The organism is Nocardia kruczakiae NBRC 101016, assembly GCF_001612965.1.
GTDB lineage: Bacteria > Actinomycetota > Actinomycetes > Mycobacteriales > Mycobacteriaceae > Nocardia > Nocardia kruczakiae.
Window position 1 is genome coordinate 1 of sequence record NZ_BDBL01000018.1, and the last position, 24,879, is coordinate 24,879.

19 protein-coding genes are annotated in these 24,879 nt (G+C 68.0%); 7 read left to right on the forward strand and 12 right to left on the reverse strand.

All coding sequences use genetic code 11. The features are described from left to right. From NK1_RS14725 to NK1_RS14735, 3 genes are all read left to right on the forward strand, one after another. Positions 1 to 3,561, forward strand: a 3,561-nt coding sequence (locus NK1_RS14725; RefSeq protein ID WP_063009085.1) for a multifunctional oxoglutarate decarboxylase/oxoglutarate dehydrogenase thiamine pyrophosphate-binding subunit/dihydrolipoyllysine-residue succinyltransferase subunit, incomplete at its 5' end; no start/stop codon positions are given. A gap of 234 nt (positions 3,562 to 3,795) precedes the next feature. Next, positions 3,796 to 4,494 carry a PadR family transcriptional regulator gene (locus tag NK1_RS14730; protein ID WP_063009086.1) on the forward strand — a complete coding sequence of 233 codons (699 nt, stop codon included), beginning with the start codon at positions 3,796 to 3,798 and terminating at the stop codon, positions 4,492 to 4,494. A gap of 93 nt (positions 4,495 to 4,587) precedes the next feature. Continuing rightward, on the forward strand, positions 4,588 to 6,072 hold the full coding sequence (locus tag NK1_RS14735) for a DHA2 family efflux MFS transporter permease subunit (protein WP_063009087.1): 1,485 nt from the start codon (positions 4,588 to 4,590) through the stop codon (positions 6,070 to 6,072). A 105-nt stretch (positions 6,073 to 6,177) separates the two neighbouring features. Here NK1_RS14735 and NK1_RS14740 read toward each other — a convergent pair whose 3' ends face one another. Continuing rightward, a complete protein-coding gene (locus tag NK1_RS14740; protein WP_063009173.1) occupies positions 6,178 to 7,971 on the reverse strand; it encodes a molybdopterin-dependent oxidoreductase in 1,794 nt (597 codons plus the stop codon). Positions 7,972 to 8,279: 308 nt separating this feature from the next. Between NK1_RS14740 and NK1_RS14745 the strand changes: the two genes are divergently transcribed. Next, complete coding sequence (locus NK1_RS14745; RefSeq protein ID WP_245660507.1) at positions 8,280 to 9,539, forward strand: S1C family serine protease; 1,260 nt, start codon at positions 8,280 to 8,282, stop codon at positions 9,537 to 9,539. A gap of 76 nt (positions 9,540 to 9,615) precedes the next feature. Here NK1_RS14745 and NK1_RS14750 read toward each other — a convergent pair whose 3' ends face one another. Beyond that, positions 9,616 to 10,116 carry a winged helix-turn-helix transcriptional regulator gene (locus NK1_RS14750; RefSeq protein ID WP_063009177.1) on the reverse strand — a complete coding sequence of 167 codons (501 nt, stop codon included), beginning with the start codon at positions 10,114 to 10,116 and terminating at the stop codon, positions 9,616 to 9,618. A gap of 120 nt (positions 10,117 to 10,236) precedes the next feature. Between NK1_RS14750 and NK1_RS14755 the strand changes: the two genes are divergently transcribed. Further along, the gene (locus NK1_RS14755) at positions 10,237 to 10,938 is read left to right on the forward strand and encodes an SDR family oxidoreductase (protein ID WP_063009088.1); all 702 of its coding nucleotides are present in this window, start codon (positions 10,237 to 10,239) and stop codon (positions 10,936 to 10,938) included. Positions 10,939 to 10,976: 38 nt separating this feature from the next. After that, positions 10,977 to 11,402 carry a tautomerase family protein gene (locus NK1_RS14760; RefSeq protein ID WP_063009089.1) on the forward strand — a complete coding sequence of 142 codons (426 nt, stop codon included), beginning with the start codon at positions 10,977 to 10,979 and terminating at the stop codon, positions 11,400 to 11,402. 28 nt (positions 11,403 to 11,430) lie between these two features. Here NK1_RS14760 and NK1_RS14765 read toward each other — a convergent pair whose 3' ends face one another. From NK1_RS14765 to NK1_RS14785, 5 genes are all read right to left on the reverse strand, one after another. Then, positions 11,431 to 11,856 (reverse strand): VOC family protein, encoded by a 426-nt coding sequence (locus tag NK1_RS14765; protein WP_218023119.1) that lies wholly within the window; start codon positions 11,854 to 11,856, stop codon positions 11,431 to 11,433. A gap of 173 nt (positions 11,857 to 12,029) precedes the next feature. Further along, positions 12,030 to 13,820 (reverse strand): AMP-dependent synthetase/ligase, encoded by a 1,791-nt coding sequence (locus tag NK1_RS14770; protein ID WP_063009091.1) that lies wholly within the window; start codon positions 13,818 to 13,820, stop codon positions 12,030 to 12,032. Between the two features lie 123 nt (positions 13,821 to 13,943). Next, complete coding sequence (locus NK1_RS14775) at positions 13,944 to 14,870, reverse strand: alpha/beta hydrolase (RefSeq protein ID WP_063009092.1); 927 nt, start codon at positions 14,868 to 14,870, stop codon at positions 13,944 to 13,946. A 22-nt stretch (positions 14,871 to 14,892) separates the two neighbouring features. Next, positions 14,893 to 15,723, reverse strand: a complete 831-nt coding sequence (locus NK1_RS14780) for an SDR family NAD(P)-dependent oxidoreductase (RefSeq protein ID WP_036504721.1) — start codon at positions 15,721 to 15,723, stop codon at positions 14,893 to 14,895. Next, positions 15,720 to 17,234 carry a flavin-containing monooxygenase gene (locus tag NK1_RS14785; protein ID WP_063009093.1) on the reverse strand — a complete coding sequence of 505 codons (1,515 nt, stop codon included), beginning with the start codon at positions 17,232 to 17,234 and terminating at the stop codon, positions 15,720 to 15,722. The genes NK1_RS14780 and NK1_RS14785 overlap by 4 nt, the downstream gene beginning before the upstream one ends. A gap of 165 nt (positions 17,235 to 17,399) precedes the next feature. Here NK1_RS14785 and NK1_RS14790 point away from each other — a divergent pair, with 165 nt between their 5' ends. After that, complete coding sequence (locus NK1_RS14790; protein WP_063009094.1) at positions 17,400 to 18,059, forward strand: TetR/AcrR family transcriptional regulator; 660 nt, start codon at positions 17,400 to 17,402, stop codon at positions 18,057 to 18,059. 52 nt (positions 18,060 to 18,111) lie between these two features. Here NK1_RS14790 and NK1_RS14795 read toward each other — a convergent pair whose 3' ends face one another. From NK1_RS14795 to NK1_RS14815, 5 genes are all read right to left on the reverse strand, one after another. Then, positions 18,112 to 19,716 (reverse strand): MFS transporter, encoded by a 1,605-nt coding sequence (locus NK1_RS14795; RefSeq protein WP_063009178.1) that lies wholly within the window; start codon positions 19,714 to 19,716, stop codon positions 18,112 to 18,114. A 97-nt stretch (positions 19,717 to 19,813) separates the two neighbouring features. Continuing rightward, positions 19,814 to 20,359, reverse strand: a complete 546-nt coding sequence (locus tag NK1_RS14800) for an MTB12 C-terminal domain-containing protein (RefSeq protein WP_063009095.1) — start codon at positions 20,357 to 20,359, stop codon at positions 19,814 to 19,816. 96 nt (positions 20,360 to 20,455) lie between these two features. Next, positions 20,456 to 22,585 (reverse strand): bifunctional phosphatase PAP2/O-acyltransferase family protein, encoded by a 2,130-nt coding sequence (locus tag NK1_RS14805; protein WP_063009096.1) that lies wholly within the window; start codon positions 22,583 to 22,585, stop codon positions 20,456 to 20,458. A gap of 31 nt (positions 22,586 to 22,616) precedes the next feature. Next, the gene (locus NK1_RS14810; protein ID WP_063009097.1) at positions 22,617 to 23,534 is read right to left on the reverse strand and encodes a DMT family transporter; all 918 of its coding nucleotides are present in this window, start codon (positions 23,532 to 23,534) and stop codon (positions 22,617 to 22,619) included. A gap of 98 nt (positions 23,535 to 23,632) precedes the next feature. Continuing rightward, positions 23,633 to 24,691, reverse strand: coding sequence for a glycine betaine ABC transporter substrate-binding protein (locus tag NK1_RS14815; RefSeq protein ID WP_063009098.1), 1,059 nt, complete (start codon positions 24,689 to 24,691; stop codon positions 23,633 to 23,635). Positions 24,692 to 24,879: the final 188 nt, after the last annotated feature.

A 24,879-nucleotide genomic window follows, 5' to 3' on the forward strand; every position in this document is an offset into this window, starting at 1 on the left:
CCTGCCGCACCTGCCGCATCGGCTCCGGCCACACCGAAGGCCACCGCCGCCGCATCGGCCGCCGCCGCCCCGCCGCAGGCTCGCGGCAGCAAGCCGCAGGCCAGCACCACTCCGGCGCCGACCTCCAATGCCGCCCCCACCAAGACCGCTCCGGCCGAACCGTCCGCCGACGAGTCGAAGGTGCTGCGCGGCCCGGCCGCGGCGATCGTCAAGAACATGTCGTCGTCGCTGACCATCCCGACCGCGACCAGCGTGCGCGCCATTCCGGCGAAGCTGATGATCGACAACCGTCTGGTCATCAACAACCATCTGGCCCGTACCCGCGGTGGCAAGATCTCGTTCACCCATCTGCTCGGCTACGCGATCGTCCAGGCGGTCAAGGCGTTCCCGAATATGAACCGCCACTTCGCCGAGGTCGACGGCAAGCCGAACTCGGTCACCCCCGCGCACACCAACCTCGGCCTGGCGATCGACCTGCCGGGCAAGGACGGCAGCCGCACCCTCGTCGTCGCGGCGATCAAGAACACCGAGACGATGTCGTTCGCGCAGTTCCACAGCGCCTACGAGGACATCGTGCGCCGGGCGCGCGACGGCAAGCTCACCACCGAGGACTTCACCGGCGTCACCATCTCGCTGACCAACCCGGGCACCATCGGCACCAACCACTCGGTGCCGCGGCTGATGCCCGGCCAGGGCGCGATCATCGGCGCGGGGGCCATGGAGTACCCGGCCGAATTCCAGGGCATGAGCGATCAGCAGCTCGCCGAGATCGGTATCGGCAAGCTGATGACGCTGACCTCCACCTACGACCACCGCATCATCCAGGGCGCGGAGTCGGGTGATTTCCTGCGCACCATCCACAACCTGCTGATCTCCGACGAATTCTTCGACGAGATCTTCCACGGCATGGGTGTGCCCTACGAGCCGGTGCGCTGGCGCAAGGACATCAAAGAGCGCGGCGTCGACAAGAGCGTGCGCGTCCAGGAGCTGATCGCGGCCTACCGCAGCCGCGGCCACCTGATGGCCGACACCGACCCGCTGCGGCTGGTCAAGGACAAGTTCCGCAGCCACCCCGACCTCGACGTCACCCAGCACGGCCTGACCCTGTGGGACCTCGACCGCGAATTCAACGTCGCGGGCTTCCACGGTCAGGAGCGGATGAAGCTGCGCGACGTGCTCTCGGTGCTGCGCGACGCGTACTGCCGCCACGTCGGCGTGGAGTACACCCACATCCTGGAAACCGAACAGCTGCAATGGATTCAGGACCGGGTCGAGCAGAAGCACGAGAAGCCGACCGTCGCCCAGCAGAAGTACATTCTGTCGCGGCTGAACGCGGCGGAGGCGTTCGAGACCTTCCTGCAGACCAAATACGTCGGCCAGAAGCGCTTCTCGCTGGAGGGCGCCGAGTCGACCATCCCGATGATGGACGCCGTCATCGACCAGTGCGCCGAGCACGGGCTCGACGAGGTCGTCATCGGCATGCCGCACCGCGGCCGCCTGAACGTGCTGGCCAATATCGTCGGCAAGCCGTACTCGCAGATCTTCACCGAGTTCGAGGGCAACATGAACCCGGCCGCCACCCACGGCTCGGGCGATGTGAAGTACCACCTCGGCGCGCACGGCACCTACATCCAGATGTTCGGTGACAACGACATCGAGGTGTCGCTGACGGCCAACCCGTCGCACCTCGAGGCCGTCGACCCCGTGCTGGAGGGCCTGGTCCGCGCGAAGCAGGATCTGCTCACCAAGGAAGACCTGGTCACCAAGGGCGAGGAGGCGCGCACCTTCTCGGTCGTGCCGCTGATGCTGCACGGTGACGCGGCCTTCGCCGGCCAGGGTGTGGTCGCCGAGACGCTGAACATGTCGGGCCTGCGCGGCTACCGCGTCGGCGGCACGGTGCACATCGTGGTGAACAACCAGATCGGCTTCACCACCGCACCGGAGAACAGCCGCTCCACCGAGTACTCGACCGATATCGCCAAGTCGATCGGCGCGCCGATCTTCCACGTCAACGGCGACGATCCCGAGGCCTGCACCTGGGTGGCGCGCCTGGCGACCGACTTCCGCGAGAAGTTCCACAAGGATGTGGTCATCGACCTCATCTGCTACCGCCGTCGCGGCCACAACGAGGGCGACGACCCGTCGATGACCCAGCCGTACATGTACGACGTCATCGACACCAAGCGCAGCGTCCGCAAGTCCTACACCGAGGCTCTGATCGGCCGCGGCGACATCTCGATGAAAGAGGCCGAGGACGCCCTGCGCGACTACCAGGGCCAGCTGGAGCGGGTGTTCAACGAGGTCCGCGAGCTGGAGAAGTATCCGCCGGAGCCGAGCGAATCGGTCGAGGAGGAGCAGACCGTGCCGGGCACAGTGGTCACCGCGGTCGACAAATCGGTTCTGCAGCGCATCGGTGACGCCTTCCTGGGTGTGCCGGACGGCTTCAACGTGCATCCGCGTGTGAAGCCGGTGCTGGAGCGCCGTCGCGAAATGGCCTACGAGGGCAAGATCGACTGGGCCTTCGCCGAACTGCTGGCCTTCGGCACGCTGATCGACGAGGGTCGCGCGGTGCGGTTGACCGGTCAGGACTCCCGGCGCGGCACCTTCACCCAGCGGCATTCGGTGATCATCGACCGCAAGACCGGTGCGGAGTACACCCCGCTGCACAACATCGGCAGCGAGAATCCGGGCTGGTTCGCGGTGCACGACTCGGCGCTGAGCGAGTTCGCCGCGGTCGGTTTCGAGTACGGCTACTCGCTGGGCAACCCGGACGCGCTGGTGCTGTGGGAGGCGCAGTTCGGTGACTTCGTCAACGGCGCGCAGTCGATCATCGACGAGTTCATCTCCTCCGGTGAGGCCAAGTGGGGTCAGCTGTCGGAGGTCGTGCTGCTGCTGCCGCACGGTCACGAGGGTCAGGGTCCCGACCACACCTCGGGCCGCATCGAGCGGTTCCTGCAGCTGTGCGCCGAGGGTTCGATGACGGTCGCGGTGCCCTCCACTCCGTCGAACTACTTCCACCTGCTGCGCCGGCATGCGCTCGACGGCATCCGCCGTCCGCTGATCGTCTTCACCCCGAAGTCGATGCTGCGCAACAAGGCCGTCGTCTCCAATGTCGAGGACTTCACCGACGCGAAGTTCCGCTCGGTGCTCGAGGAGCCGACCTACGAGAGCGGCGACGGCGACCGGTCGAAGGTCAAGCGGATCCTGCTGACCAGCGGCAAGCTCTACTACGAGCTGGTCGCCGAGAAGGCCAAGAAGAACCGTGACGACGTCGCGATCGTGCGCATCGAACAGCTGTACCCGATCCCGTCCTACCGGCTCAACGAGAAGCTCGCGACCTACCCCAACGCCACGGATCTGGCGTGGGTCCAGGAGGAGCCGGCCAACCAGGGCGCCTGGCCGTTCTTCGGGTTGAACCTGCCGGAGATCCTGCCGGACCGGTTCAACAAGCTGCGCCGCATCTCCCGCCGTGCCATGTCGGCCCCGTCCTCGGGTTCGTCGAAGGTGCACGCGGTGGAGCAGCAGGAGATCGTCGACGAGGCGTTCGCCCCCACCGAATAGGTCGTATCGCCCGGACGCCGGGCCGGATCGCTCCGCCGAGCGGTCCGGTCCGGCGTTCGTCGTTTCCGATGCCGTTCTGGTGTCACATTCGGGCGCGCTCGATCGTCGTCATGAGTGGAACCACCTTGCGCCAGCTCACTTCCGCGTCGTATATTCGGCGTGGAATATTTGAGACGGAGCATGTCGGGCCGTCCGCGTAGTCTGCGGCGGCAGTGACGAAGGGAGTCGAGACCGATGTCCAAGCAGCCGGGTGCCACGTTGACGCCATTGGCGATCTCGGTACTGGCGCTGCTGGAAGAAGACCGCATGCATCCGTACGAGATGTATCAACTGCTACTCAAGCGCCGGAAGGACAATCTGCTCAAGATTCGCCCCGGCTCGCTCTATCACACGGTGACCCGGCTGGCCGAACAAGGACTGGTCCAGGCGGAGGGTACCGAGCGTTCGGGCAACCGGCCGGAACGCACCACCTACCGCATCACCGAAGCGGGTACCGCGGCGCTGCGCACCCGCATCGCCGATATCGTCCGTCAGCCGATTCGGGAGTATCCGATCTTCCCCATCGGCCTGGCGGAGGCACACAATCTTCCGGCCGACGAGGTGATCGCCCTGATCACCGAGCGGATCGGCTGGCTGGACAACGACATCACCGAACTCGACGCCATCCGGGAGTGGGCGCGCTCTCGCGAGGTACCCCGGCGGTACTGGATGGTCATCGACTATCTGGTGGGGCTGGCGCGGCACGAAGTCACCTGGCTGCGCGGTCTCATCGAGGAGTTGCGCGACGGTTCGCTGCCGTGGCTGGAATTCGACGAGGGCGGAACCCGTTGCCCCGAGGAGACCGGCGACCTCGGCCACGACTGGGGTGCGGCTCTGACCGACGACGTACTCGCCGAGCTGCGGAAAGGCGGTGCGACCACTGCCGAGCACTGATCGGGCGCGGGTACGTGGCGCGCCCCGAGACCTTCATACGAACCACCCATCGGTCGTCGTAGTCGATCGATGCCGGGAACAGGAACGAAATCTATGACATCGCAAAGAAATCCGTGGCTGGCGCTGACCGCGCTGGTCGTCGGGTTCTTCATGATCCTGCTGGATATGACCATCGTCGCGGTGGCCAATCCGGCGATCATGCAGGATCTGCATACCGACATCAACAAAGTCATCTGGGTGACCAGCGCCTATCTGCTCACCTACGCGGTGCCGCTGCTGGTCACCGGCCGCCTCGGTGACCGTTTCGGCCCGAAGAACATCTACCTGGCAGGTCTCGCGGTCTTCACCCTGGCCTCGCTGTGGTGCGCGGTCTCGGCCAATGTGGAGATGCTGATCGCCGCTCGCGCGGTGCAGGGCCTGGGCGCGGCGTTGATGACGCCGCAGACCATGGCCGTCATCACCCGCACCTTCCCGCCGGACAAGCGCGGCGCGGCGATGGGGCTGTGGGGCGGCGTCGCCGGCCTCGCGACACTGGTCGGCCCGATCCTCGGCGGCGTGCTGGTCGACTGGCAGGGCTGGAACTGGATCTTCTACATCAACGTGCCGATCGGCGTGGTCGCGTTCGCCTTGGCGGTGTGGCTGGTTCCGAACCTGGAGACCCACCAGCACAAGTTCGACTTCGTGGGCGTGGCGCTCAGCGGTGTCGGCATGTTCCTGCTGGTCTTCGGCATTCAAGAGGGCAATACCCGGGACTGGGACGCCTGGATCTGGACGATGATCATCGCCGGACTGGTGGTGCTGGGTCTGTTCGTGGTGAACCAGGCGCGCAACAAGGACGAGCCGCTGGTTCCGCTGAGCCTGTTCCGCGACCGCAACTTCTCGATGTCGAGCATCGCGATCGCCGCGATGGGGGCCGCGGTCACCTCGCTCATGGTGCCGGCGTACTTCTACCTGGAGGCCGTGCGCGAATACACCCCGACCCGCGCCGCGCTGGTCTTCGCGCCGATGGCGATCGTCACCGGTCTGACCGCGCCGTTCATCGGCAAGATCTCCGACCGGATGCCGCCCCGGATTCTGCCCACCATCGGTTTCCTGGGATTCGCGCTGACCGTCTTCGGCTTCGCGGCACTGATGAAGCCGGACAGCTCGATCGTGCTGTTCCTGGTGGTCGCGGGCTTCGCCGGTTTGTCGAACTCCTGCATCTGGGCGCCGCTGGCGTCGACCGCCACCCGCAACCTGCCGATCCACCAGGCCGGCGCCGGTGCGGGTGTCTACAACACCACCCGGCAGGTCGGTTCGGTACTCGGTAGCGCCGCGATCAGCGCGCTGGTCTCGGCCCGCATGTCCGCTCAGGGCCTGGGCAGCGGACAGTTCGGTGAGGGCGGCGGCACCGGAATGGGCCATATCCCCGAGCAGATCATCGACAAGTTCAGCACGGCCCTGGGTCAGGCGATGATCCTGCCCGGCGCGATCCTGCTGATCGGTGTGGTGGCTTCGGCCCTGTTCGTCGGCAGCTCGGCGAAGAAGCAGGAGGCCGAGGCGGGTTCGGAACGGGAGAAGGCCGGTATCCCCGGCTGAGCCGGCGGCCGGCAATCCGCTTCGTATGACAACGAGGCCCGCGCGGTGATCACCGCGCGGGCCTCGTCGCATTTCGGTCAGGCTCGGATCTCCGCTGGGGCAGGTCTATCCGACGCGGATCGTCCGGGACGGATAACCGCTCGCCCCGTCCGGGATGACATCGGCGACCTCCGCGGTCTGCACCGTTGCGGTGCCGTCGGTGGCACGGGCGCGGACGGTGTGCGTGCCCGCCGTGGCATCCCAGTCGTAACTCCATTGCCGCCACGTGTCGACCGACGGTTCGGCGGCCAGGCGGGCGGGCTGCCATGGGCCGTTGTCGATCTGGACCTCGACGGCGTCGATGCCGCGGTGTTGCGCCCAGGCCACACCGGCGATCGTCACCTTCCCGGCCCGGACGGCGCCGCGCGGGGTGTCGATGCGGGTGCCGGTTTTGATCGGCCCGCGTTCGGACCAGCCGCGCCGCGTCCAATAGGCCTGGGCGCGATCGAATCTCGTGATCTCGAGGTCGGTGACCCATTTGGTGGCCGAGACGTAACCGTAGAGGCCGGGCACGACCAGCCGGGCCGGATATCCGTGTTCGACGGGCAGCGGCTCACCGTTCATGCCGACCGCCAGCAGCGCGTCGCGCCCATCGGTGAGGGCGGCGAGCGGACTTCCGGCGGTGAAGCCGTCGGCACTGCGGGACAAGACCATATCGGCGTCGGGATGCGGGCCGGCCTCGGCGATCAACTCGTCGAGCCGATAGCCCAGCCAGCTCGCGTTACCGATCAGATCGCCACCGACCGGATTCGATACGCAGGTCAGCGTCACCAACCGTTCCACCGACGGCCTGCGCGCCAGATCCGCGTAGTCGAGCAGGATTTCGCGATCCACCATGCCGTGGATACGCAGTGACCAGGTCTGTTTGCTGACCTGCGGAACAGTCAGCGCGGTATCGATCCGGTAGAAGTCGGAATTCGGGGTGAGATACGGCGCCAGTCCCGGTATCCGCAGATCGGCGGCCGGATCCACCGGCGGCACAGGCACATTCGGCGGGGGCAGCCGCACCGCGGCACGCTCGCCCGCCACACTGCGCGCGCTCGCCCCGAGTACGCGCCCGGCGATTCCGGCCGCGACCGCCAGCAACCCGACCCCGGCGATCCCGCGGATCATGTGCCGCCGATCGAGCTGCGCCACGTCGGTTTTCACCACACGAGGCCAGGCAGCGCCGCGCGCACTCAGGGGAGCATCCTCTCCATGGGAGCGCCCCGGCATCCCCTCGGGGTGATCACCGCCCCCGGCCGAGTCTTCCGCACCGGCCCCGGCACTCCCATCCCCGCCGGCACCACCACCCGAGCCCGAACCGGCCGCCCCGCCTTCGATCCGAATCTCCGCCGCGCGCGTGCGGTCATCCTGCGCCGCAATGGCTTTCGTCGGATCTGGAGCGGCTGCCCTTGCACCGGCACCACCCCGCGCCATCGCCGGCGCACCGGCCGCCTCGTAGCGCCGAATCAGCCACCGCAGCGCCACGATTGCCAGCGCCACCCCGATGACCGACGGCAACGCCCAGGTCCAGTTGGCGGCCGGGCGTTCGAGCGCAGCCCATGCCGCGCCGATCCCGAACAGCCCGAGCACCGCCGACCCGATCGGCCGCGCGGTTCGCTCGATCACCCCGACGAGCGCCGCGACGATCAGCGCCACCACGCCCATCAGCAGGTAGAGCATCATCTTGTCGTTCGTGCCGAAGGTGCCGATCGCCCATTCCCGCACCCCGTCGGGCGTGTGGTCGACCACCGTCGCTCCGATCGCCGCCAACGGCGCGCTCCCAGCTCCCACCGGGACGGACACCAATTCCGCGACACCCAGCGCCAGCCCCGCGGAGACGATCCCGCAGGCCGCGCGCAGTCCCGATCCGGCCATAATCGCGAGCGTACTGCGGATCTCGGCACTCCGGCCCGCCACGAGAAGCGCGGACGCGCCTACCGCCAGGCGCCACGCTGGGCAGTCCAGCACCCACGGCACGCGCCCCGGCGGTAGGACTGTGCGTGGAATCGGTACCCGCGAGAAGAGACGGCGCGCCGACCTGCGCCCCTGCACCGAATCGCGCACGAGTGATTCAGCCCATGTCGGCGGTTCCACGGCAAGCACCCAGCCCCTTCTCAGGAATCGCGCGCTTAATTGAGAGAGGATCCGAACGCGTCGGGGCCGGGTCCGACGACACACAGGATGTGACCGAACAGGACGTGATGAGCGTGTATCCGAACGAGGGCAATCGGCCGCACCAGCCCGGACCGTACGAACCACGGTCGGGGGCGTACGGCCCGCACGGGTATCCGGGGCAGCCGCCGTATCCGGGTCAGCCGCACCCGCAGTACTCGCCGCCCGGACGCACGCCTCGGCACGGCCTGACCTTCGGCGCGGTGGCGGCCCTGGTGGCGGTAGTGGCGCTGGCGATCGCCCTGGTCGGATCCCGCATCGATGCGCACGGCCCCAACCAGGCGGCCCCGTTCGGCCACGGCCAGGGTTCGGTGGTGCAGCCGGTCGATTCGCAACCGCAGTCCACGGCGCTGGAACAGGCGGCGAACGCGGTGGTGCCGGGCATCGTCGTGATCGATACCGAACTCGGCATGCAGAACGGCGCGGGCGCCGGAACCGGCATCGTGCTGGGCTCCGACGGCACGATCCTCACCAACAACCATGTCGTGGAGGGCGCCACCGACATCTCGGTCACCGATCTGGGCAACGGCCGCACCTACAGCGGCAGCGTCGCCGGATTCGACCGGCAGGACGATCTGGCCGTGGTGAAGTTGAAGGGCGCCTCCGGGCTGCAGACGGCGCCGCTCGGCGATTCGGACCAGGTGAAGGTCGGCGATGCCATCGTGGGTGTCGGCAACGCGGGCGGCACCGGCTCCCCGACCGCCGCCGCCGGACGCGTCACCGCGTTGGACCGTTCCATCACCGCCAGTGACGAATCGGCCGGCGCCTCCGAACAGCTGACCGGGCTCATTCAGGTCGCCGCGAATATCCAGCCCGGCGATTCCGGCGGTCCGCTCATCAACACCTCCGGCCAGGTGATCGGTGTGAATACCGCTGCGTCACAAGGATTCCAGCTCGGCGCGGGCGGCGGTCAGGGCTTCGCGATTCCGATCGACAAGGCGAAGACGATCGCCGCGCAGATCCAGGCCGGCAAGAGTTCGGACCGCGTGCACATCGGCGATTCGGCGTTCCTCGGTATCACGATGAGCGATGCCAACGGGTCCGGCGCGCTGGTCCGCAATATCGTGAGCGGCGGTCCGGCACAGTCCGCGGGTCTGGCTCCGGGCGATGTGATCACGGGCTTGGACGGTCACAGCATCGATTCGGCGACCACCATGACCAATACGATGGATCAGCACCACCCTGGCGACACCGTCACCCTCACCTGGGTCGACCGCTCCGGACAGAGCGAATCCGGTCAAGCGTCGCTCGCCCAGGGGCCCGTGGGCTGACCCGGCGCCGACGACATCCGGCCCCGCCGACATTCCGGTGAGGATGCGGCGGGGTTCGCGTATGGGCCGCCGGTTCTCAGTCCGCGGCCGGCGAAGGGCGCTTCCGTCCCGACGAGTTCAGTCGAATTTCGATCTCACGGGCCTTCTTGTCCGGTACCTGCTCAGGCGTGACCCGCACCCCCACCACCGCTCCGGATTCCCGGTCGACGAACGACAGCGGCGGCTTCCCGTCCTGCAGATATTTGTCCCCCCACTGCATCAGTGACAGGAATACCGGCAGCAGGTCCTCACCGGCCGCGGTCAGGCGGTATTCCGCGCGTTCGCGCCGCCCGGGTTCCCGATACGGCACCCGTACCACGATGCCCGCCGATTCGAGCTGTTTGAGAGCTCGCGACACCGCCGGCGCCGAGGTGCCGACCCGAGTCGTGAAGTCCTCGAATCGTGTTGTGCCGTAGAAGCATTCGCGGACAACGAGGAATACCGTCCGGGTGCTGAGCAACTCGAGCACCCGTCCGGCCGAACATCGGTCGCCGATCGACCAGGCGTCCCGGTCGCTCAGCCGCGGCTCGAACATCATCGACACGACCCCCATGTTACCTAACGCTTGCGTTACCCAGCCAGCTGTGCTGTCATCTAACTAACGAGATCGTTATCCAGAGGGTGAGCGGTCGCCCCGAACGATCCGAAAGGACGAGAGATGGCCGGAATCGACGGCGCGGTCGCATTGGTGACCGGTGGGCAACGAGGGCTCGGCAAGGCGTTCACCGACGAGCTGCTCAGGCGCGGCGCGGCCAAGGTCTACACCACCGCCCGCGCCCCGAAGGCGGCCGACGACGCCCGCGTCGAGCCCCTCGCCCTGGACGTCACCGACGCCGATTCGGTGGCCGCCGCGGCACGCCGGGCCCGCGACGTCGAGATCGTCGTCAACAATGCGGGCGTCCTCCTCCCGGCGCCGCTGCTGACCGCCGATATGGCCGATATCGTCACCACGTTCGACACCAACGTCTTCGGCCCGCTGCGGGTGACCCAGGCGTTCGCGCCGATTCTGGCGGACAACGGCGGCGGCGTCCTGATCGACATCCATTCGGTGCTGTCGTGGGCGGCGGGTGCGGCGGCCTACGGTGCGTCCAAGGCGGCACTGTGGTCGCTGACCAATTCGCTGCGGCTGGAGCTGGCCGCACAGCGCACCCAGGTGGTCGGCGTCCATCTCGGATTCGCCGATACCGAAATGGTCCGGCGTCTGCCGGGTGACAAGCTCGCGCCGCACGTGGTGGCCGAGGCCGTCTTCGACGGCGTGCTGCGCGGCGATACCGAAGTACTGGTCGACGATGTCACGCGCGGGGTGAAGGCGGCACTGTCCGGCCCCGTCGAGGGCCTCGCGCTGGCCATCCCTCGCTGAATCCGTTCTCGCCCACCATCTTCCGAAGGAATATCGCCATGCCGCTGTGGCACGTCTACCATCCCGCGAACACCTACTCCGACCAGGACAAGGCAGATTTCGCGCGGGATGTCACCGCCCTGTACACCGGATTCGGCCTGCCGGCGTTCTACGTCGTCGTGTTGTTCGAGGAGGTCGAGGAGACGTCGTTCTTCGTCGGCGGGAAACCGTCGGCCGATACCGTGCGCGTCGTCGTGGAACACCTGGCCCGGCATCTGGACGATCCGGACATGCGTAAACGATCGACACAACGGCTCAATGCGGTCATGGAGCCGTACACCGGCGCGCGGGGACTGCACTGGGAGTTCCACACCTACGAATCCCCGCGCGACCTGTGGATGATCGCCGGACTGTTCCCGCCGGAGGCCGGCAGCGAAGCCGAGAAGGCGTGGGCTCGCGCCGGCGAGCCCAGCCCGTACAGCTAGCTCCCTGCCATCGACGCGGTACCGAAACCTATTCGCCGCCGTACAGATTGACCATCCACGGCACCGAATATTTGTCGGTGACCATGCCGAACTGCTGCGCCCACTCGGTCTTGCCCAGCGGCATGGTGACCTGGCCCCCCGCGGACAGCCCGGTGAAGATCCGGGCGGCCTCGGATTCGTCGTCCACATCCAGGCAGACGCTGAACGGGACGTTGTCGTGGTTGAGCTTCTGGTCTGGCGGACAGTCCGAGCCCATGAGCAGCTGATCCTCGCGCCAGGTCAGCGCGGCGTTGGCGATGCGCTTGCCCACCTCCTCGGGCAGGCTCCCGCCACCGCCGTCACCCATATCGCGATAGCGGACCATCTGCAGTTCCCCGCCCAGGATCGACTGATAGAAGGTGAATGCCTCCTCGGCATCCCCGTCGAACATCAGATATGCGGTAGCCGACTTCACGATTGCCTCCTCCGGAATGGATACGGGCCTGCGGCCGGCGGCCACTGCCCCACAGATGAGACGGCGACAGCCGGGAAAAATCATCGGGGTCGATCGCGCATATCGTCGCACGTCACGAACGCGGACGGCCCGCCTTCCGGAAGAAGACGGGCCGTCCGGGCGTACGAGCGGGCTCAGCCGTAGATCGCCTCGACCTCGGTCGCGTAGTTCTTCATCACCACATTGCGCTTGAGCGACATCTTCGGCGTCAGCTCACCGCTCTCCTCGGTCCAGTCGACCGGCAGGATGCGGGTCTTCTTGATCGCCTCGGCGTGGGAGACCAGCTTGTTGGTGTCCTTGACCGCCTTGTCGATCTCGGCGGTCAGTTCGGGCAGCTCGATCAGCTTCTCGATCGGGGTGTCCTCGGGCACGTTGTTGCGGGTCTTCCAGCCCGGCAGCGCCTCCGGGTCGAGGGTGATCAGCGCGCCGACGAACGGCTTGCCGTCACCGACCACCATCACCTGGCTGATCAGCGGATGCGAGCGCAGAGAGTCCTCGAGCATCGCCGGGGAGACGTTCTTGCCGCCGGCGGTGACGATGATTTCCTTCTTGCGGCCGGTGATCGTGATGAAGCCCTGCTCGTCGATGGCGCCGAGATCGCCGGTCTTGAACCAGCCGTCGGCGAAGGCGTCCTCGGTGGCGGCCGGGTTGTTCCAGTAGCCGGCGAACACGACCGGGCCGCGCAGCAGCAGCTCGCCGTCCTCGGCCACCTTCGCGGCGTGGCCGCCGAGCGGGCGGCCCACCGAGCCGACCTTCAGGTGATCGGGGGTGTTCACCGAAACAGCGGCGGTGCTCTCGGTCAGGCCGTAGCCCTCGTAGATCGTGACGCCGATGCCGCGGAAGAAGTGACCCAGCCGCGCGCCGAGGGGGCCGCCGCCGGAGACGGCGGACTTGCAGCGCCCGCCCATGGCCTCGCGCAGTTTGCCGTAGACCAGCTTGTCGAACACGGTGTGCTTGAGTTTGAGCACGAGGCCCGGGCCGCCGTTGTCGAGCGCCTGGCTGTACTCCACCGCGGTGTCGGCGGCCAGATCGAAGATCTTGCCCTTGCCGCCGTCGTGCGCCTTCTGCTTCGCGCCGTTGAACACCTTCTCGAACACGCGCGGCACCGAGAGGATGAAGTCCGGCTTGTACTCACCGAACTGCTCGACCAGCGTCGACCAGTCGGCCGTGTGCGCGACGGTGACCCCGGCGTCGAAGGCCGCCAGCGCGACCGCGCGGGCGAAGACGTGGGCCAGCGGCAGGAACAGCAGCGAGCGATGACCGGGCTTGAGGAACTGCGGCATCGCGGCACGGTCGGCGGCCGATTCGGCGTAGAGGTTGGCATGCGAGAGCATGACGCCCTTGGGCCGGCCGGTGGTGCCGGAGGTGTAGATCAGCGAGGCCGGCGAGGCCGCCTTGACCTGCTTGCGCCGCTCGTGCACGGCCTCGTCGCCGAGATCCTTGCCCCGGGCGACCAGGGTGTCGATCGCGCCGTCGTCGATCACCAGCGGCTCGCCCAGTTCGGGCAGGCCGTCCTCGATCTCGGCGATGGTGGCCCGGTGCCGGGCGTTCTCGACCACGATCAGCTTGGTGCCCGAATCCGACAGGATCCAGCGCGCCTGCTCGGCCGAGGAGCTGTCGAAGATCGCGACGGTGCAGCCGCCGGCCGCCCAGATGGCGAAGTCCAGCACGACCCACTCGTACCGGGTGGAGGCCAGGATGGCGACCCGGTCGCCGAGTTCGATGCCGGAGGCGATCAGTCCTTTGGCCACCGCGGTGACGTGTTTCGCGAACTCCGCGGCGGTGACATCTGTCCACCCGCCCTTGCCGTCCGGCCTGTTGAACACCACCAGGCCGGGCGTGCGCTCGGCGTGCCGGAAGGCGCCATCGGACATATTGGCGTCTTCGGGGATGGTGTAGGTAGCCGGGACTTCGAACTCTCGCATCGGTGCCCTTCCACGTGGTCTACTCGCCAGTAATTTACGCCAGCCGCAACGGCAGGCTCCGCCCGGCCGCCCGGTCGAGTATTTCGACGCGGATGCGGCCGGGCGGAACCTGTCCTACGGCTTCTATCCTATGGATCCGGTTTGCGCTGGTTGCAGCGATTGACCGAGGAATCCTGCCAGTTCGCGCGCGGCGAGCGCGGCCGGCGCCACCAGCGACGCCTGCAGCTGCGAGACGTGCCAGAGCCCGCGCGTCACCGAGAACTGCACCGGCACCTCCGCTGCCCGCAGCGCGGCCGCCAGGCGCACGCACTGCGAATGCAGCAACTCGCCCTCGTCGACCTGGACATAGGTCGCGGGCAGCCCGCCCAGCGATCCGAGCAGCGGCGCGTAACCCGGATCCAGCGGATCGCCGTCGCCCAGATAGGCGGCGGCGCACAATCGCGACCACGCCTTGTTGACCACCAGGTCGCGCTCGCGAGCCGGCAACTCGTTCGGGTCGGCCCACGGAGCGATCAAACCCAGTGCGGCGGGCCGCATTCCGTGCCGGTCACGCAGGCGCAACGCCAGCGCGAGCGACAGCCCGCCGCCGGCGGAGTCCCCCGCGACCGCGATCTGCTGCGGCGCGAGCCCGGTGGACACCAGCTCCAGGAAGGCCGCCTCGGCGTCGTCGAGCGCGGCCGGATACGGATGTTCCGGCGCCAGCCGGTAGTCCGGAACGTAGACGGGACAACCGATCTCGCGCGACAGATGCGCCGCCAGTGACCGATGGGTGGCCGGCGACCCGATGGTGTATCCACCACCGTGCAGGTACAGCACCGCACCCGGGCCGTCGGCCGCACCGGCGGTCACCCGCTCGGCGGGACGGCCACCGAGCCGCATCCGATGCACCCGGGTACCGGCGGGCAGCGTCTGCAGCACCGAACCGGCGTCGAGCAGGTGGCGCTGCGCCGCCCACGGCAGCCGGCTGTGCATGGCGAACCGGAACATCGGCCCGAGGACGGCCCGCGCGACGGGCAGCGGCAGGGCCACGGATTTCGAAAAACCAGGCATCACAGTGAATTCCCGCGGCGAATCAGGGCAGGAACCGGCTGTTGACGACGTTCGCGATGCGCTGGTAGTAGGACGCGGTGGTGCGCACGAACAGATCGAGCGCCTTCGCCTCCCAGCCGATCAGCACGCGGCCGTGACCCTTGCGCACGGCCTCGGTGATGGTCTGCGCGGCCATCTCCGGGGTGTGCAGGGCGAGCTGCTTGTCGAAGAACGAGGAGAACTTCTGGGCGTCGATTCCCTCGGCGTAGGTGGCGTTGCGCGCCACGGCGGTCTTGATACCGCCGGGATGGACACAGGTGACCTTGACCGGATGCTTACGCGCCAGCATCTCCTGGCGCAGCGATTCGGTGAAGCCGCGCACCGCGAATTTGGCCGCGTTGTAAGCACTCTGGCCCGGCACCGCGATCAGGCCGAACAGACTGGACACGTTGATCACGTGGCCGTCACCGGATTCGATGATGGCGGGCAGGAACGCCTTGGTGCCGTTGACGACGCCCCAGAAATCGACATCCATGATGCGCTCGATGTCCTTGAACTGGGAGTCGACCACCTCGCCGTGGAAGGCGATGCCGGCGTTGTTGTAGATCTGGTGCACCACGCCGAAGTGCTTCTTCACCTCGTCGGCGTAGAGCAGCACGGCTTCCCGCTCGGCCACGTTCAGCCGATCGGACTTCACCTGCGCACCCAGCGCCTCGACGCGGCGGACGGTTTCGGCCAGTCCTTCGGTGTCGATATCGGAGAGTGCGAGTTTCGCACCGCGGCGGGCCAGATTCTCGGCCAGCGCGCGGCCGATACCCGAGCCGGCGCCCGTGATCACACATACTTTGCCGGTGAAATAAGCGTCATTGCTCACTGTGCTGCTACCACTTTCAGATCGGGCCGCGCGGCCCCGTCGGTCGATCGGGTCGTGTCGTATGCCGCGACGTCGAACTTCTCCGTCAGCTTGCGGAAGCGGAAGGTGAAATCGGGCCACAGCGTGGTGTTGTTGCCGTGCTTGTCCAGATACCAGCTGGCACAACCACCGTTGAGCCAGACGCTGTTGGACATGCGGTCCTGCAGGTCGCGGTTGTAGGTGTCCTGCACATCTTTTCGCACCTCGACCGTACGCAGGCCGCGCTGGTCGAAGGTGGCGATCGCGTCGGCGATGTAGTTGATCTGCGATTCGATCATGTACACCATCGAGGTGTGGCCGAGGCCGACGTTCGGGCCGAGCAGGAAGAACATGTTCGGGAAGTTGTGGATCGCGGCGCCCTTGTAGCCCTGCTGCCCGATCTCGTCGAACAGTTCGGTGAGCGTGCGTCCGTCGCGGCCGGCGATCGTCTCGTACACCGGCGAATCGGTGACGTGGAATCCGGTCGCCACGATGAGGGCGTCGATCTCGCGTTCGGTGCCGTCGGCGGTGACGATCGAATTCGCGCGGATCTCGCGGATGCCGTCGGTGACCACGTCGACATTGTCGCGCCCGAGCGCCGGGTAGTACTCGTTGGAGATCAGCATGCGCTTGCAGCCGATGCGGAAGTTCGGCGTGACCTTCTCGCGCAGCTGCGCGTCCGGCACCTCGAGCCGCAGCTTCAGCCGGGCGAGGCCTTCCAGCGCGAGCATGGCCGGCGGGAATTTCGCCAGGCCGACGACCTGCGTTTCGCGGGCGGCGTAGATGGCGGCACGTGACAACTTCTGCACGCCCGGAACGTATTTGAAGGCCAGCCGCTCGGGCAGGGTGTACGGACGGTCGATCCGTGGCAGCAGCCACGGGGCGGTGCGCTGGTAGACGTCGAGATGGGCCACCTTCGGCGCGATCGACGGCACGATCTGGATGGCCGAGGCGCCGGTGCCGATCACCGCGACCCGCTTGCCGGTCAGATCCGCGTCGTGATCCCAGCGCGCGGAGTGGAAGATGCGGCCCTGGAAACCGTTGATGCCCTTGATATCCGGAAGGTTCGGCTCGCACAGCGCGCCGACGGCGGAGACCAGGATGTCGGCGGTGAACGCGCCCTGGCTGGTCTGCACCTCCCAGCGGGCCTGCTCCTCGTTCCACCGGGCGCCGGTCATCTCGCAGTCGAAGATGTGCTTGTCCCGCACGCCGTGACGATCGGCCACGCCCTGGATGTAGGACTGGATCTCCGGCTGCTTGGAGAACGAGCGCGACCAGTTCGGATTGAGCGCGAACGAGTAGGAGTACAGCTGCGACGGCACATCGCAGGCGGCGCCGGGATAGGTGTTGTCGCGCCAGGTACCGCCGACATCGTTGCCACGCTCGAGCACCAGGTAGTCGTCGCGACCCTGCTGGCTCAACCGGATGGCCAGGCCCAGGCCCGAGAATCCACTGCCGACGATCAACGTATGCACATGACGCGCCGCCGCCATACTGCGGCTCCGCCCATCACGGCCTTCGCCGCGCTCTCCGTGGTCACGCAAGCTACCGCCTCCGAGCGCGTCGCTACGGCCGTTGTCTGTAACCCTACGACTCATGTACCCAACCCTACGATCCTATTGAGCAGGAGTCAACAGTATTGACTACCGTTCAGTAGGATGGCAACCGTGAGTGACAACGGTCCCGGCACCAAACGGGTGCGGCTGAGCCCGGGCGAACGGCGCGAACAGCTCGTGTCCCTGGGCGTGAAAATGCTGCGCGACCGCACGCTGGAGGACATCTCCATCGGGGAGATCGCCCGGCAGGCGGGCATCTCCCGCGGCCTGCTCTTCCACTACTTCGCGTCGAAGCAGGATTTCCAGCGCGCCATCGTGCGCCGCGCCAACGAGGAACTACTCGCTCGCACCATGCCCGACCGCAGCCTCGACCTGTTCAGCATGCTGCGCGACGCGGTCGAACGCTACGTCGAGTACGTCAGCGAGAACCGGATCTCCTACCAGGGCCTGCTCCGCGGCCCCGCCAGCGGCAGCCCCGAACTGATGGCGCTGGCCGACGCCACCCGCGATGCCATGGTCGATCGCATCCTCGCCGAAACACCGCTGGCCGCCGACGACCCCGAACTCCCGCGACTTCGCCTGGTGTTTCGGGGCTGGATCGCGTTCGTCGAGGAGACGACCCTGATCTGGTTGCGCGAGGAGCAGATCGGCCGCACCGAGTTGATCGACACCCTGGTCGGCGCGCTGCCCGCACTCGCCATGCATCCCGTGCTCACCGAATGGCTGGCCGGTTCGGCCGACGGCAGCGTGCTGCCCGCATGACCTCAGCAGCGTGCTGCCTGCATGACCTCAGCAGCGTGCTGCCCGCATGACCTCAGTCCTCGTGCACGTATCCGGCGCGGTCGCCGCGCCGCGGTAGCCATAGTGCGGTGACCACGGCGGCGATCAGAATCATGATCGCCGACACCAGCAGCGCCACCTCGAGTCCACGATGGAAGGCCTCGTAGGTCGCGTGGATGACCCGGTTCACGATCGGTCCGTAGGCGGCCGAGGCCGCCGCGTCACCCCCGGCCGGGACGTTGCCGGTCTCGATGGCGTCGATGACGATGGCCTGGAAATTCGCCGGCACGCCGATCTGCCGCAACCGATCCCGCAGGTCCGAATTCAGGAAGGAATTGACCAGCGAACCCAGGACGGCCACACCGACCACCGCCCCGACCTGGCGCATGGTGTTGGTGGCGGCGGCCGCCATACCGGAATGTTCGGCCGGAACGCCGGACAGCACGGCCGAGGTCAGCGGCACCACCGCGATACCGAACCCGAGGCCGGCCAGCATCAGGGCCAGCGCCAGCGGCGTGAATTCGACTGTGACGCCGAGGAACTGACGCGTGAGCAGAATGCCCGCCGCACCGAGCACACAGCCGGCGATCATCGGCGTGCGGGAGCCGCGCAGCGCCACCCAGAATCCGGAGATCAGCGAGCCGGCGATGATCGCCACGGCCATCGGGCCGAATACCGCGGCGGTTCGCCACCCCGAATAGTCCAGCACCTCTTGCAGATACAGCGCGGTGAAGAAGAAGATCGAGAAGATGCCGAAGTAGACCGCGAACGCCACCACCAGCGCACTGCGCACCAGCGGGCGCTCCAGGTAGCGGAAGTCGAACATCGGATTGCGCGCGCGCGACTCGACCACCAGGAAGGCGACGAAGGCCATCCCGCCGATCACGAACAGCGTGATCACCGAGGCGGCCGAATAGCCCACCTGCTCACCGGAGATGGCCGCGTAGATCACGCAGCCGAGAAACGTTGCGCCCAGGACGAATCCGGCCCAATCGACCGGGCCCGGCTGCGGATCGGCGCTTTCCGGCACGAATTTCAGCGCCGCCGCCAGCACGATGACGCCGACGATCAGGTTGAACCAGAAGATCGAGCGCCAGCCGAACGCCCCGACCAGCAGCCCGCCGATCACCGGCCCCAGCGCCAGCGCCAATCCGGAGACCGCCGCCCACGCACCCAGTGCCTTCGCGCGGGCGCCGCGATCGGGGAAGATGTGCCGGATCACCGACAGGGTGCCCGGTTCGGAGGCCGCCGCACCCACGCCCATGACCGCCCGCCCGGCGATCAGGATCGACACACTTCCGGCCACCGCGGACAACACCGAGCCGACGGCGAACACCACCAGCCCGCCGACCATGACGCGTTTGCGGCCCCACCGGTCGCCGAGGGTGCCGGCGGTGAGCATCAGACTCGCGAACACCAGGGTGTAGGCGTTCACCACCCATTGCAGCGACACCACACCGGCATGGACGTCGGACTGGATATCACCGAGGACGACGCTGACGATCGTGGTGTCGAGGAAGGTGACGAACAGGACGGCCGTGACCACCGCGAGCGCCACATAGGGCCGCTTCGTGCCGGACGATACCGGTTGCGCCGCAATGGATCCCATCGCCGCTGCGGTCTCGGCGCGAGCGCTCACGGCAGGGCCGGTATCCGGCGCGGCGGATTCGGCCCCGGCTCCCGATTCGGAATGCCGGGCGGCCGGCCCAGGGCGATCCGGCGACGTCATCGCGACCTCAACTGGTCGGCACAGGAAGGATGGTGGGCCCGCCCGGCGCCGCCGTTGTCGCACCCGGTGCCGGCGTCGTACTGGGTGCCGGGGTCCCCGAGGTCGCACCGCAGACCGGCGGGGCCGCGCCCTCCAGCGTGAGCAGGGCGCAGAAGGTCGCGGCCGTCACCTTCCAGGTGCCCTCGATCTGCACCGCGCCGCCCTGCTGACCGGACAGCGCCGGTGTGCCGTTGAACAGCACGTCGAAGGTGACGTCGGCGTGGTCGGTGCTGGTGCTGGCGACATTGGTGACCTTGGCCGAGGCGGATTTCGCCATCGGCGAATCGGCCTGTGCCTCGATCGCGGCGGCGAACGCGGGCCCGTTCTCCAGCAGCGCGACCTTCTCGTCGGCGGAGGTGGATCCGTCGAAGAAGCGCTCGAAGTTCCGGGTCACCGCCTGGGTCACCGTCGGCGTGCCGCTACTCGACGATTCGGTGGATTTGCTGCCGGAGTCATCGCTGCCGCAGGCGGCAGCGGCGGTCACCAGCGCGGTAAGCGCGCATGCCGCAGACATTTTCGCCACTATCCCGCGTTCGAACATGAGGCGGCCTCCCTCGGCGACGGTAGGCTCGGTGATCAACTCGCTCGAAGACTACTCGCCGGAACCGGGCTACGGACGCTTATCGGACACGAACGTGGTATCGGCGAGTTCGGCCAGCACATCGGGCAACTCGGCGGCGACCGCCCGCGCGTCGAGCAGCGCCGGATCCACCGAGAGGCCGATCCCCAATGCGCCGTTCCAGCTCAGCACCCCGGCGACCAGCGGAACTCCCGGAGCCGACGGCAGGATCGGAAACACCCGGGTGATCGGCATGTTCGCGAAGGTCATCGCCAGTTCGGGACCGGCCATGTTGGAGACGATGGCGTGGAAGAACCGCCCGCCGTACACCGACCGCGCGAAGGCCCCGACGGCCGGTTCGGGGAGCAGCCTGAGCACCCGATCCATCACGAAATGCGAGGCGAGCGCGCGGGTTCCGGAATGCAGCCGGTCGCTGCGGGTGCGGATCTCGGAAAGACGCTGCGCCGGGGTCGCCGCCGTCAGCGGAATGTCGATCATCACGGCGGCGGTCGAATTGCCCTCCGCCCCCGACATCGGGTCGCGCACCATCAACGGCACCGCCACCCGGATCTGCCCGCCCAACCGCTCCCCCAGATCGGGGCGAAGACGCTGCAGCGCCGTGACGGTGATGCTCAGCAGTACGTCGGTCACCCGGGCGCGATGCGAACGGGCCACGGCCCGAACGGTTTCCAGGTCCAGCGAACAGACGGTGAACACGCGTCGCACGCAGTCGTCGGGCAGCGTTCCCTTCGGCTGGGCATCGGCGGCCAGTTGCGCCAGACCGGCCGCGGTGCCGGCGACGGTGGTCCCCCAGCTCGGCGGCTTACGCTCGGCCACCGGCAGATCGATGGTCGGGCGCAGCAGGCGCAGGGCCTGCACCACCGTGCCGATACCGTCGGCGACCACGTGATGCAGCAGCAGGACCACGCCGATCGCGCCCGCCTCCGGGTCGCGCACCAGGACGAGTCGCCACAGCGGCCGATCCTTGGGCAGCACCTCGGCGGCGAGATCCGTGACCACCCGGCTGATTTCGTCCACCCGCCGCACCACCGCGCCCGGTGTCATGGTCGCTTCGGCCGCCACCGCACCACGTGATTCCACGGACTCCCCGTTGGCCGCTGCCGGCCCGACGGCGATACCGGTGGTGAGCACTGCGCTGAGGGCCGCCCCGGACCCCACCTCGAGACCATCCGGTTCGCCGAGGGCCTCCGGATCGGTGCCGGGAATCGTGCGCTCGGTGACGTGCCAGTCCCAGTCGACCGGACTGTCCACCCAGCGTGCCCGGCGCCACCGCCCCGGCTGGTCCAGACGCTGCTGGAAGCGCGGCAGATGTGCCAGCTCGCCCTGGACCAGTTCCCGCACCGCGGCGAGATCGGGTCCGCCGTCGGCCCGCGGCCGGAACACGACCATGCCGCCCACCTGCTGCGGAATGCCGGTCTTCTCGATGTGGAGGAAGAACGCGTCGGCGGGCGGCACCACCGGCGCTCGCGCGTACCAGCGGTCGACCAGCTGGATACTCGCCGCGACGAAGGCCACCGCGATCACCGCGTCGAGGATGAAGTGATTGGCGGTCGCGACGATCACGTAGGTGGTCAGCCCGACGTGCAGCGCGCTGAGCACCTGCACGATCCACCCGCCGGAGACCCGGGCCAGCACCACACTCACCCACAGCGCCCAGCCGACGTGCAGCGAGGGGACCGCCGCGAGCTGATTCGCCCCCGACACCAGGGACGAACCCCAGGACCCCCACGTGTGGCCGGCGACGACGGTATCGGTGAAGCCCAGTTCGGGCAGCAGTCGCGGCGGGGTGACAGGGCAGAGCGCGAAACAGGCGATGGCCAGGATGTTCAGCAGCAGAAACGAGTCGCGGGCGCGGGCGTATTCGGCGCGGCGGCGAAAATACAGCCAGAACAGCAGCGCGAACGCACTGACGATGTAGGTGAAGGCGTATTCGTAGTTGGCCAGGGTCGCGAGCAGCGCCTGTGACTCCAGCCAGCTGTTGAGCGGGCGCTCGACGTCGATCGCGAGCCACTGTTCGAGATCGAAGATGCGGTGGGCGTTGCGGTCGGCCAGTTCGCGGCGGGCCGGGGTGTGCAGGGCGTCGACCGCGAGGTACAGCCCGAATACCGCGAGCCCGGCCACACAGTCCCGCCACAGCACCGGACGCGACGGATTGCCCACACAACCGTCATAACACATGCGTCGCAAGCTTTTACGACATCAGGCTGGGCGATTCGTCGGTTATCTCCTTGTTACCGGCATAGAAGGCGCGGGCCAGCGGCGAATGCGCGAGTCCGCCGATCCCGGCCGCGATCAGTGCTCCGGCGACCGCGACTCCGGCCAGCGCTCCGGGGGTGTGCGGCGGCACGACTTTGAAGGCCAGCACGCCGACCACGTAACTGACGATCGGATTCGTCACGCTCATGGCCGCGATCGCCCAGGGCAGCGGCCCGGCGGCGAAGGCGGTCTGTTCCAGCACCAGCCCGCTGAGCGTGGAAACGGCGAGCAGATAGCCGGGCCAGTCGGTGGCGGTAGCGGGGATGCCGCGGTAGACCAGATCCTCGGTGGTCAACTTCATGAAGACGGCGCTCATCGCGAAACAGACGCCGGCGGCCACCGCCACGAGGTTCGCGGCCACCCAGATCGGGCAGCGGATGCTGATCAGGGCCAGCAGTGCCACCAGACCCGCGGCGGAGAAGGTGGCCAGTAGCACCCGGCCGCGATCCGGATCTCCCGCCAGCGGCGCCACACCGCCGACGCCGAACAGCACGCCCAGGCCGGCGCAGACCAGCAGCGCGAACCAGATGTCGCGGCCACGCGGGCGACGCCGGCGTCCGAACGCCTCGAGCGGGACCGCGAACAGCAGCTGAGTCGACATCAGCGGTTGCACGGCGGCCACCGAGCCCAGATGCAGCGCGACCGCCTGGGTGAAGAAGCCCGCGAGGTTGGTGATCCAGCCGCGCAGCCAGGTGCCGCTGCGCAGCAGACGCTGCATGAGTGTGGTCATACCGAAGACCCGGGCCGCCCGGGGTTGTTCGGCGACCACGGTGCGCGCCGCGCGCTGTTGCAGATATCCGGCCGCGGCGAACAAGAATGCGGCCAGCACTCCCAACGCGATGACCAGGACCATGCGGACCCCCGCTCAGGTGATCTATTCGCACTGTACGCCCGACTCCGTATCGAACCTGATCATGGACGATGGGCGGGAACGGCGGATGAGCGGGGTGCTCAGAGGGCGTGTTCGTCGAGCCACATGCGGGCGAGGTCGGCCGCCGGGGCGTGTTCGTCACGGACGCGGCGGACCATGGTCGCGAGGTCGGCGGTGGTGAGCTCGCCGGCTACGTAATCGAGTTTCTTGATCTGCCGCTGGTCCAGGGCGCCCTGACGCAGCAGCGGGACGATGTTCTGGGCGCGGAAGGCGTACGCCGGATCGGTGACGACGGCCGGGTCGGTGCCGACGGCCGGGTCGGTGCCGACGGCCGGGTCACCGGGGCCGCCCGGGAGTAGTGCGACGGCCGAGGTGAACACGCCCGCGTCGACTGCTCCGTCGCGCAATGCCTTTCGCAGTTCGCCGTCACCGGGGAAGTCGACGTGGTGGGTGATATCGCAGCCGTACACGGTGCGCAGCGGCGTCAGCACATCGCGCTGCGGGTCCGGCGGCGTCCGGAGCGGGTCGAGTTCGCGCCCGCCGGCGATGCCCACGGTCAGTTCACCGCAATGCTGTGCGAGGTCGGCCGCATTCGCCGGATAGCGCGCTGCCGCGGTGGCGCCGAGTGCGAGCTGCGGCCGCAGATCGGTGGCGTCGGCGAAATCGGACACCGCCAGACCCTCCGGCACGGCCCGGCTCAGATCATCGGCGACCGAGCCGATATGGCGCGCCTCGAGAGTCACCGGCGTCCCCGCGGTCATATCGATCGGCGGGCCGGGCTCATGATGCTCCGCGACGCTCGCGGCCGTCGCCCGATCCGGGGCGGTCGCCGAGGACGAGGAGTCGAAGGTGGTGAGGAGATCACCACTGGTGTCGCCCACCAGCGTGATCGTGCCCGCGTCCAGCGCCGCCAGATAGTCCGCACGCTGTCCGAGATGCTTTTTCACCGTCGTTCGCGTGCCGGTGCGCGCGAGCGCCTGAGCATAGATTTCGGCGACGACCTCCGACTGCGCCGAATCTCCGGCGCCGACGGTGATCGTCGACTCGCCGTCACCGTTGGCACATGACACCGCCAGCGTGGCGGCGGTGACGGCGACCAGCACCCGGGCCGTCACTCGCGCCGATCCGGCCAATCCCATCCGGCGACACCCACTCCCGATAGTCAGCGACAACATCCGGCAGCCGGGAACGCCCGGCACAGGAATCGTAGGTGCGCCGCATCCGCACATCCGATCCGCACCCACCCTGCGACGACCATGGGCCAACCGCAGCTGCCGGTTTCAGCTTTGAATTCCCCGAGTGCCCGCATCTCCGTACGGGTTGCCCT

What these genes read in the sequence shown, in the direction of transcription:
- NK1_RS14730 (WP_063009086.1), top strand. Translation starts at nt 3,796, where the DNA reads ATGTCCAAGCAGCCGGGTGCCACGTTGACGCCATTGGCGATCTCGGTA.
- NK1_RS14735 (WP_063009087.1), top strand. Translation starts at nt 4,588, where the DNA reads ATGACATCGCAAAGAAATCCGTGGCTGGCGCTGACCGCGCTGGTCGTC.
- NK1_RS14740 (WP_063009173.1), bottom strand. Translation starts at nt 7,971, where the DNA reads ATGGCCGGATCGGGACTGCGCGCGGCCTGCGGGATCGTCTCCGCGGGG.
- NK1_RS14750 (WP_063009177.1), bottom strand. Translation starts at nt 10,116, where the DNA reads ATGATGTTCGAGCCGCGGCTGAGCGACCGGGACGCCTGGTCGATCGGC.
- NK1_RS14755 (WP_063009088.1), top strand. Translation starts at nt 10,237, where the DNA reads ATGGCCGGAATCGACGGCGCGGTCGCATTGGTGACCGGTGGGCAACGA.
- NK1_RS14760 (WP_063009089.1), top strand. Translation starts at nt 10,977, where the DNA reads ATGCCGCTGTGGCACGTCTACCATCCCGCGAACACCTACTCCGACCAG.
- NK1_RS14770 (WP_063009091.1), bottom strand. Translation starts at nt 13,820, where the DNA reads ATGCGAGAGTTCGAAGTCCCGGCTACCTACACCATCCCCGAAGACGCC.
- NK1_RS14775 (WP_063009092.1), bottom strand. Translation starts at nt 14,870, where the DNA reads ATGCCTGGTTTTTCGAAATCCGTGGCCCTGCCGCTGCCCGTCGCGCGG.
- NK1_RS14785 (WP_063009093.1), bottom strand. Translation starts at nt 17,234, where the DNA reads ATGGCGGCGGCGCGTCATGTGCATACGTTGATCGTCGGCAGTGGATTC.
- NK1_RS14790 (WP_063009094.1), top strand. Translation starts at nt 17,400, where the DNA reads ATGGCAACCGTGAGTGACAACGGTCCCGGCACCAAACGGGTGCGGCTG.
- NK1_RS14800 (WP_063009095.1), bottom strand. Translation starts at nt 20,359, where the DNA reads ATGTCTGCGGCATGCGCGCTTACCGCGCTGGTGACCGCCGCTGCCGCC.
- NK1_RS14810 (WP_063009097.1), bottom strand. Translation starts at nt 23,534, where the DNA reads ATGGTCCTGGTCATCGCGTTGGGAGTGCTGGCCGCATTCTTGTTCGCC.
- NK1_RS14815 (WP_063009098.1), bottom strand. Translation starts at nt 24,691, where the DNA reads ATGGGATTGGCCGGATCGGCGCGAGTGACGGCCCGGGTGCTGGTCGCC.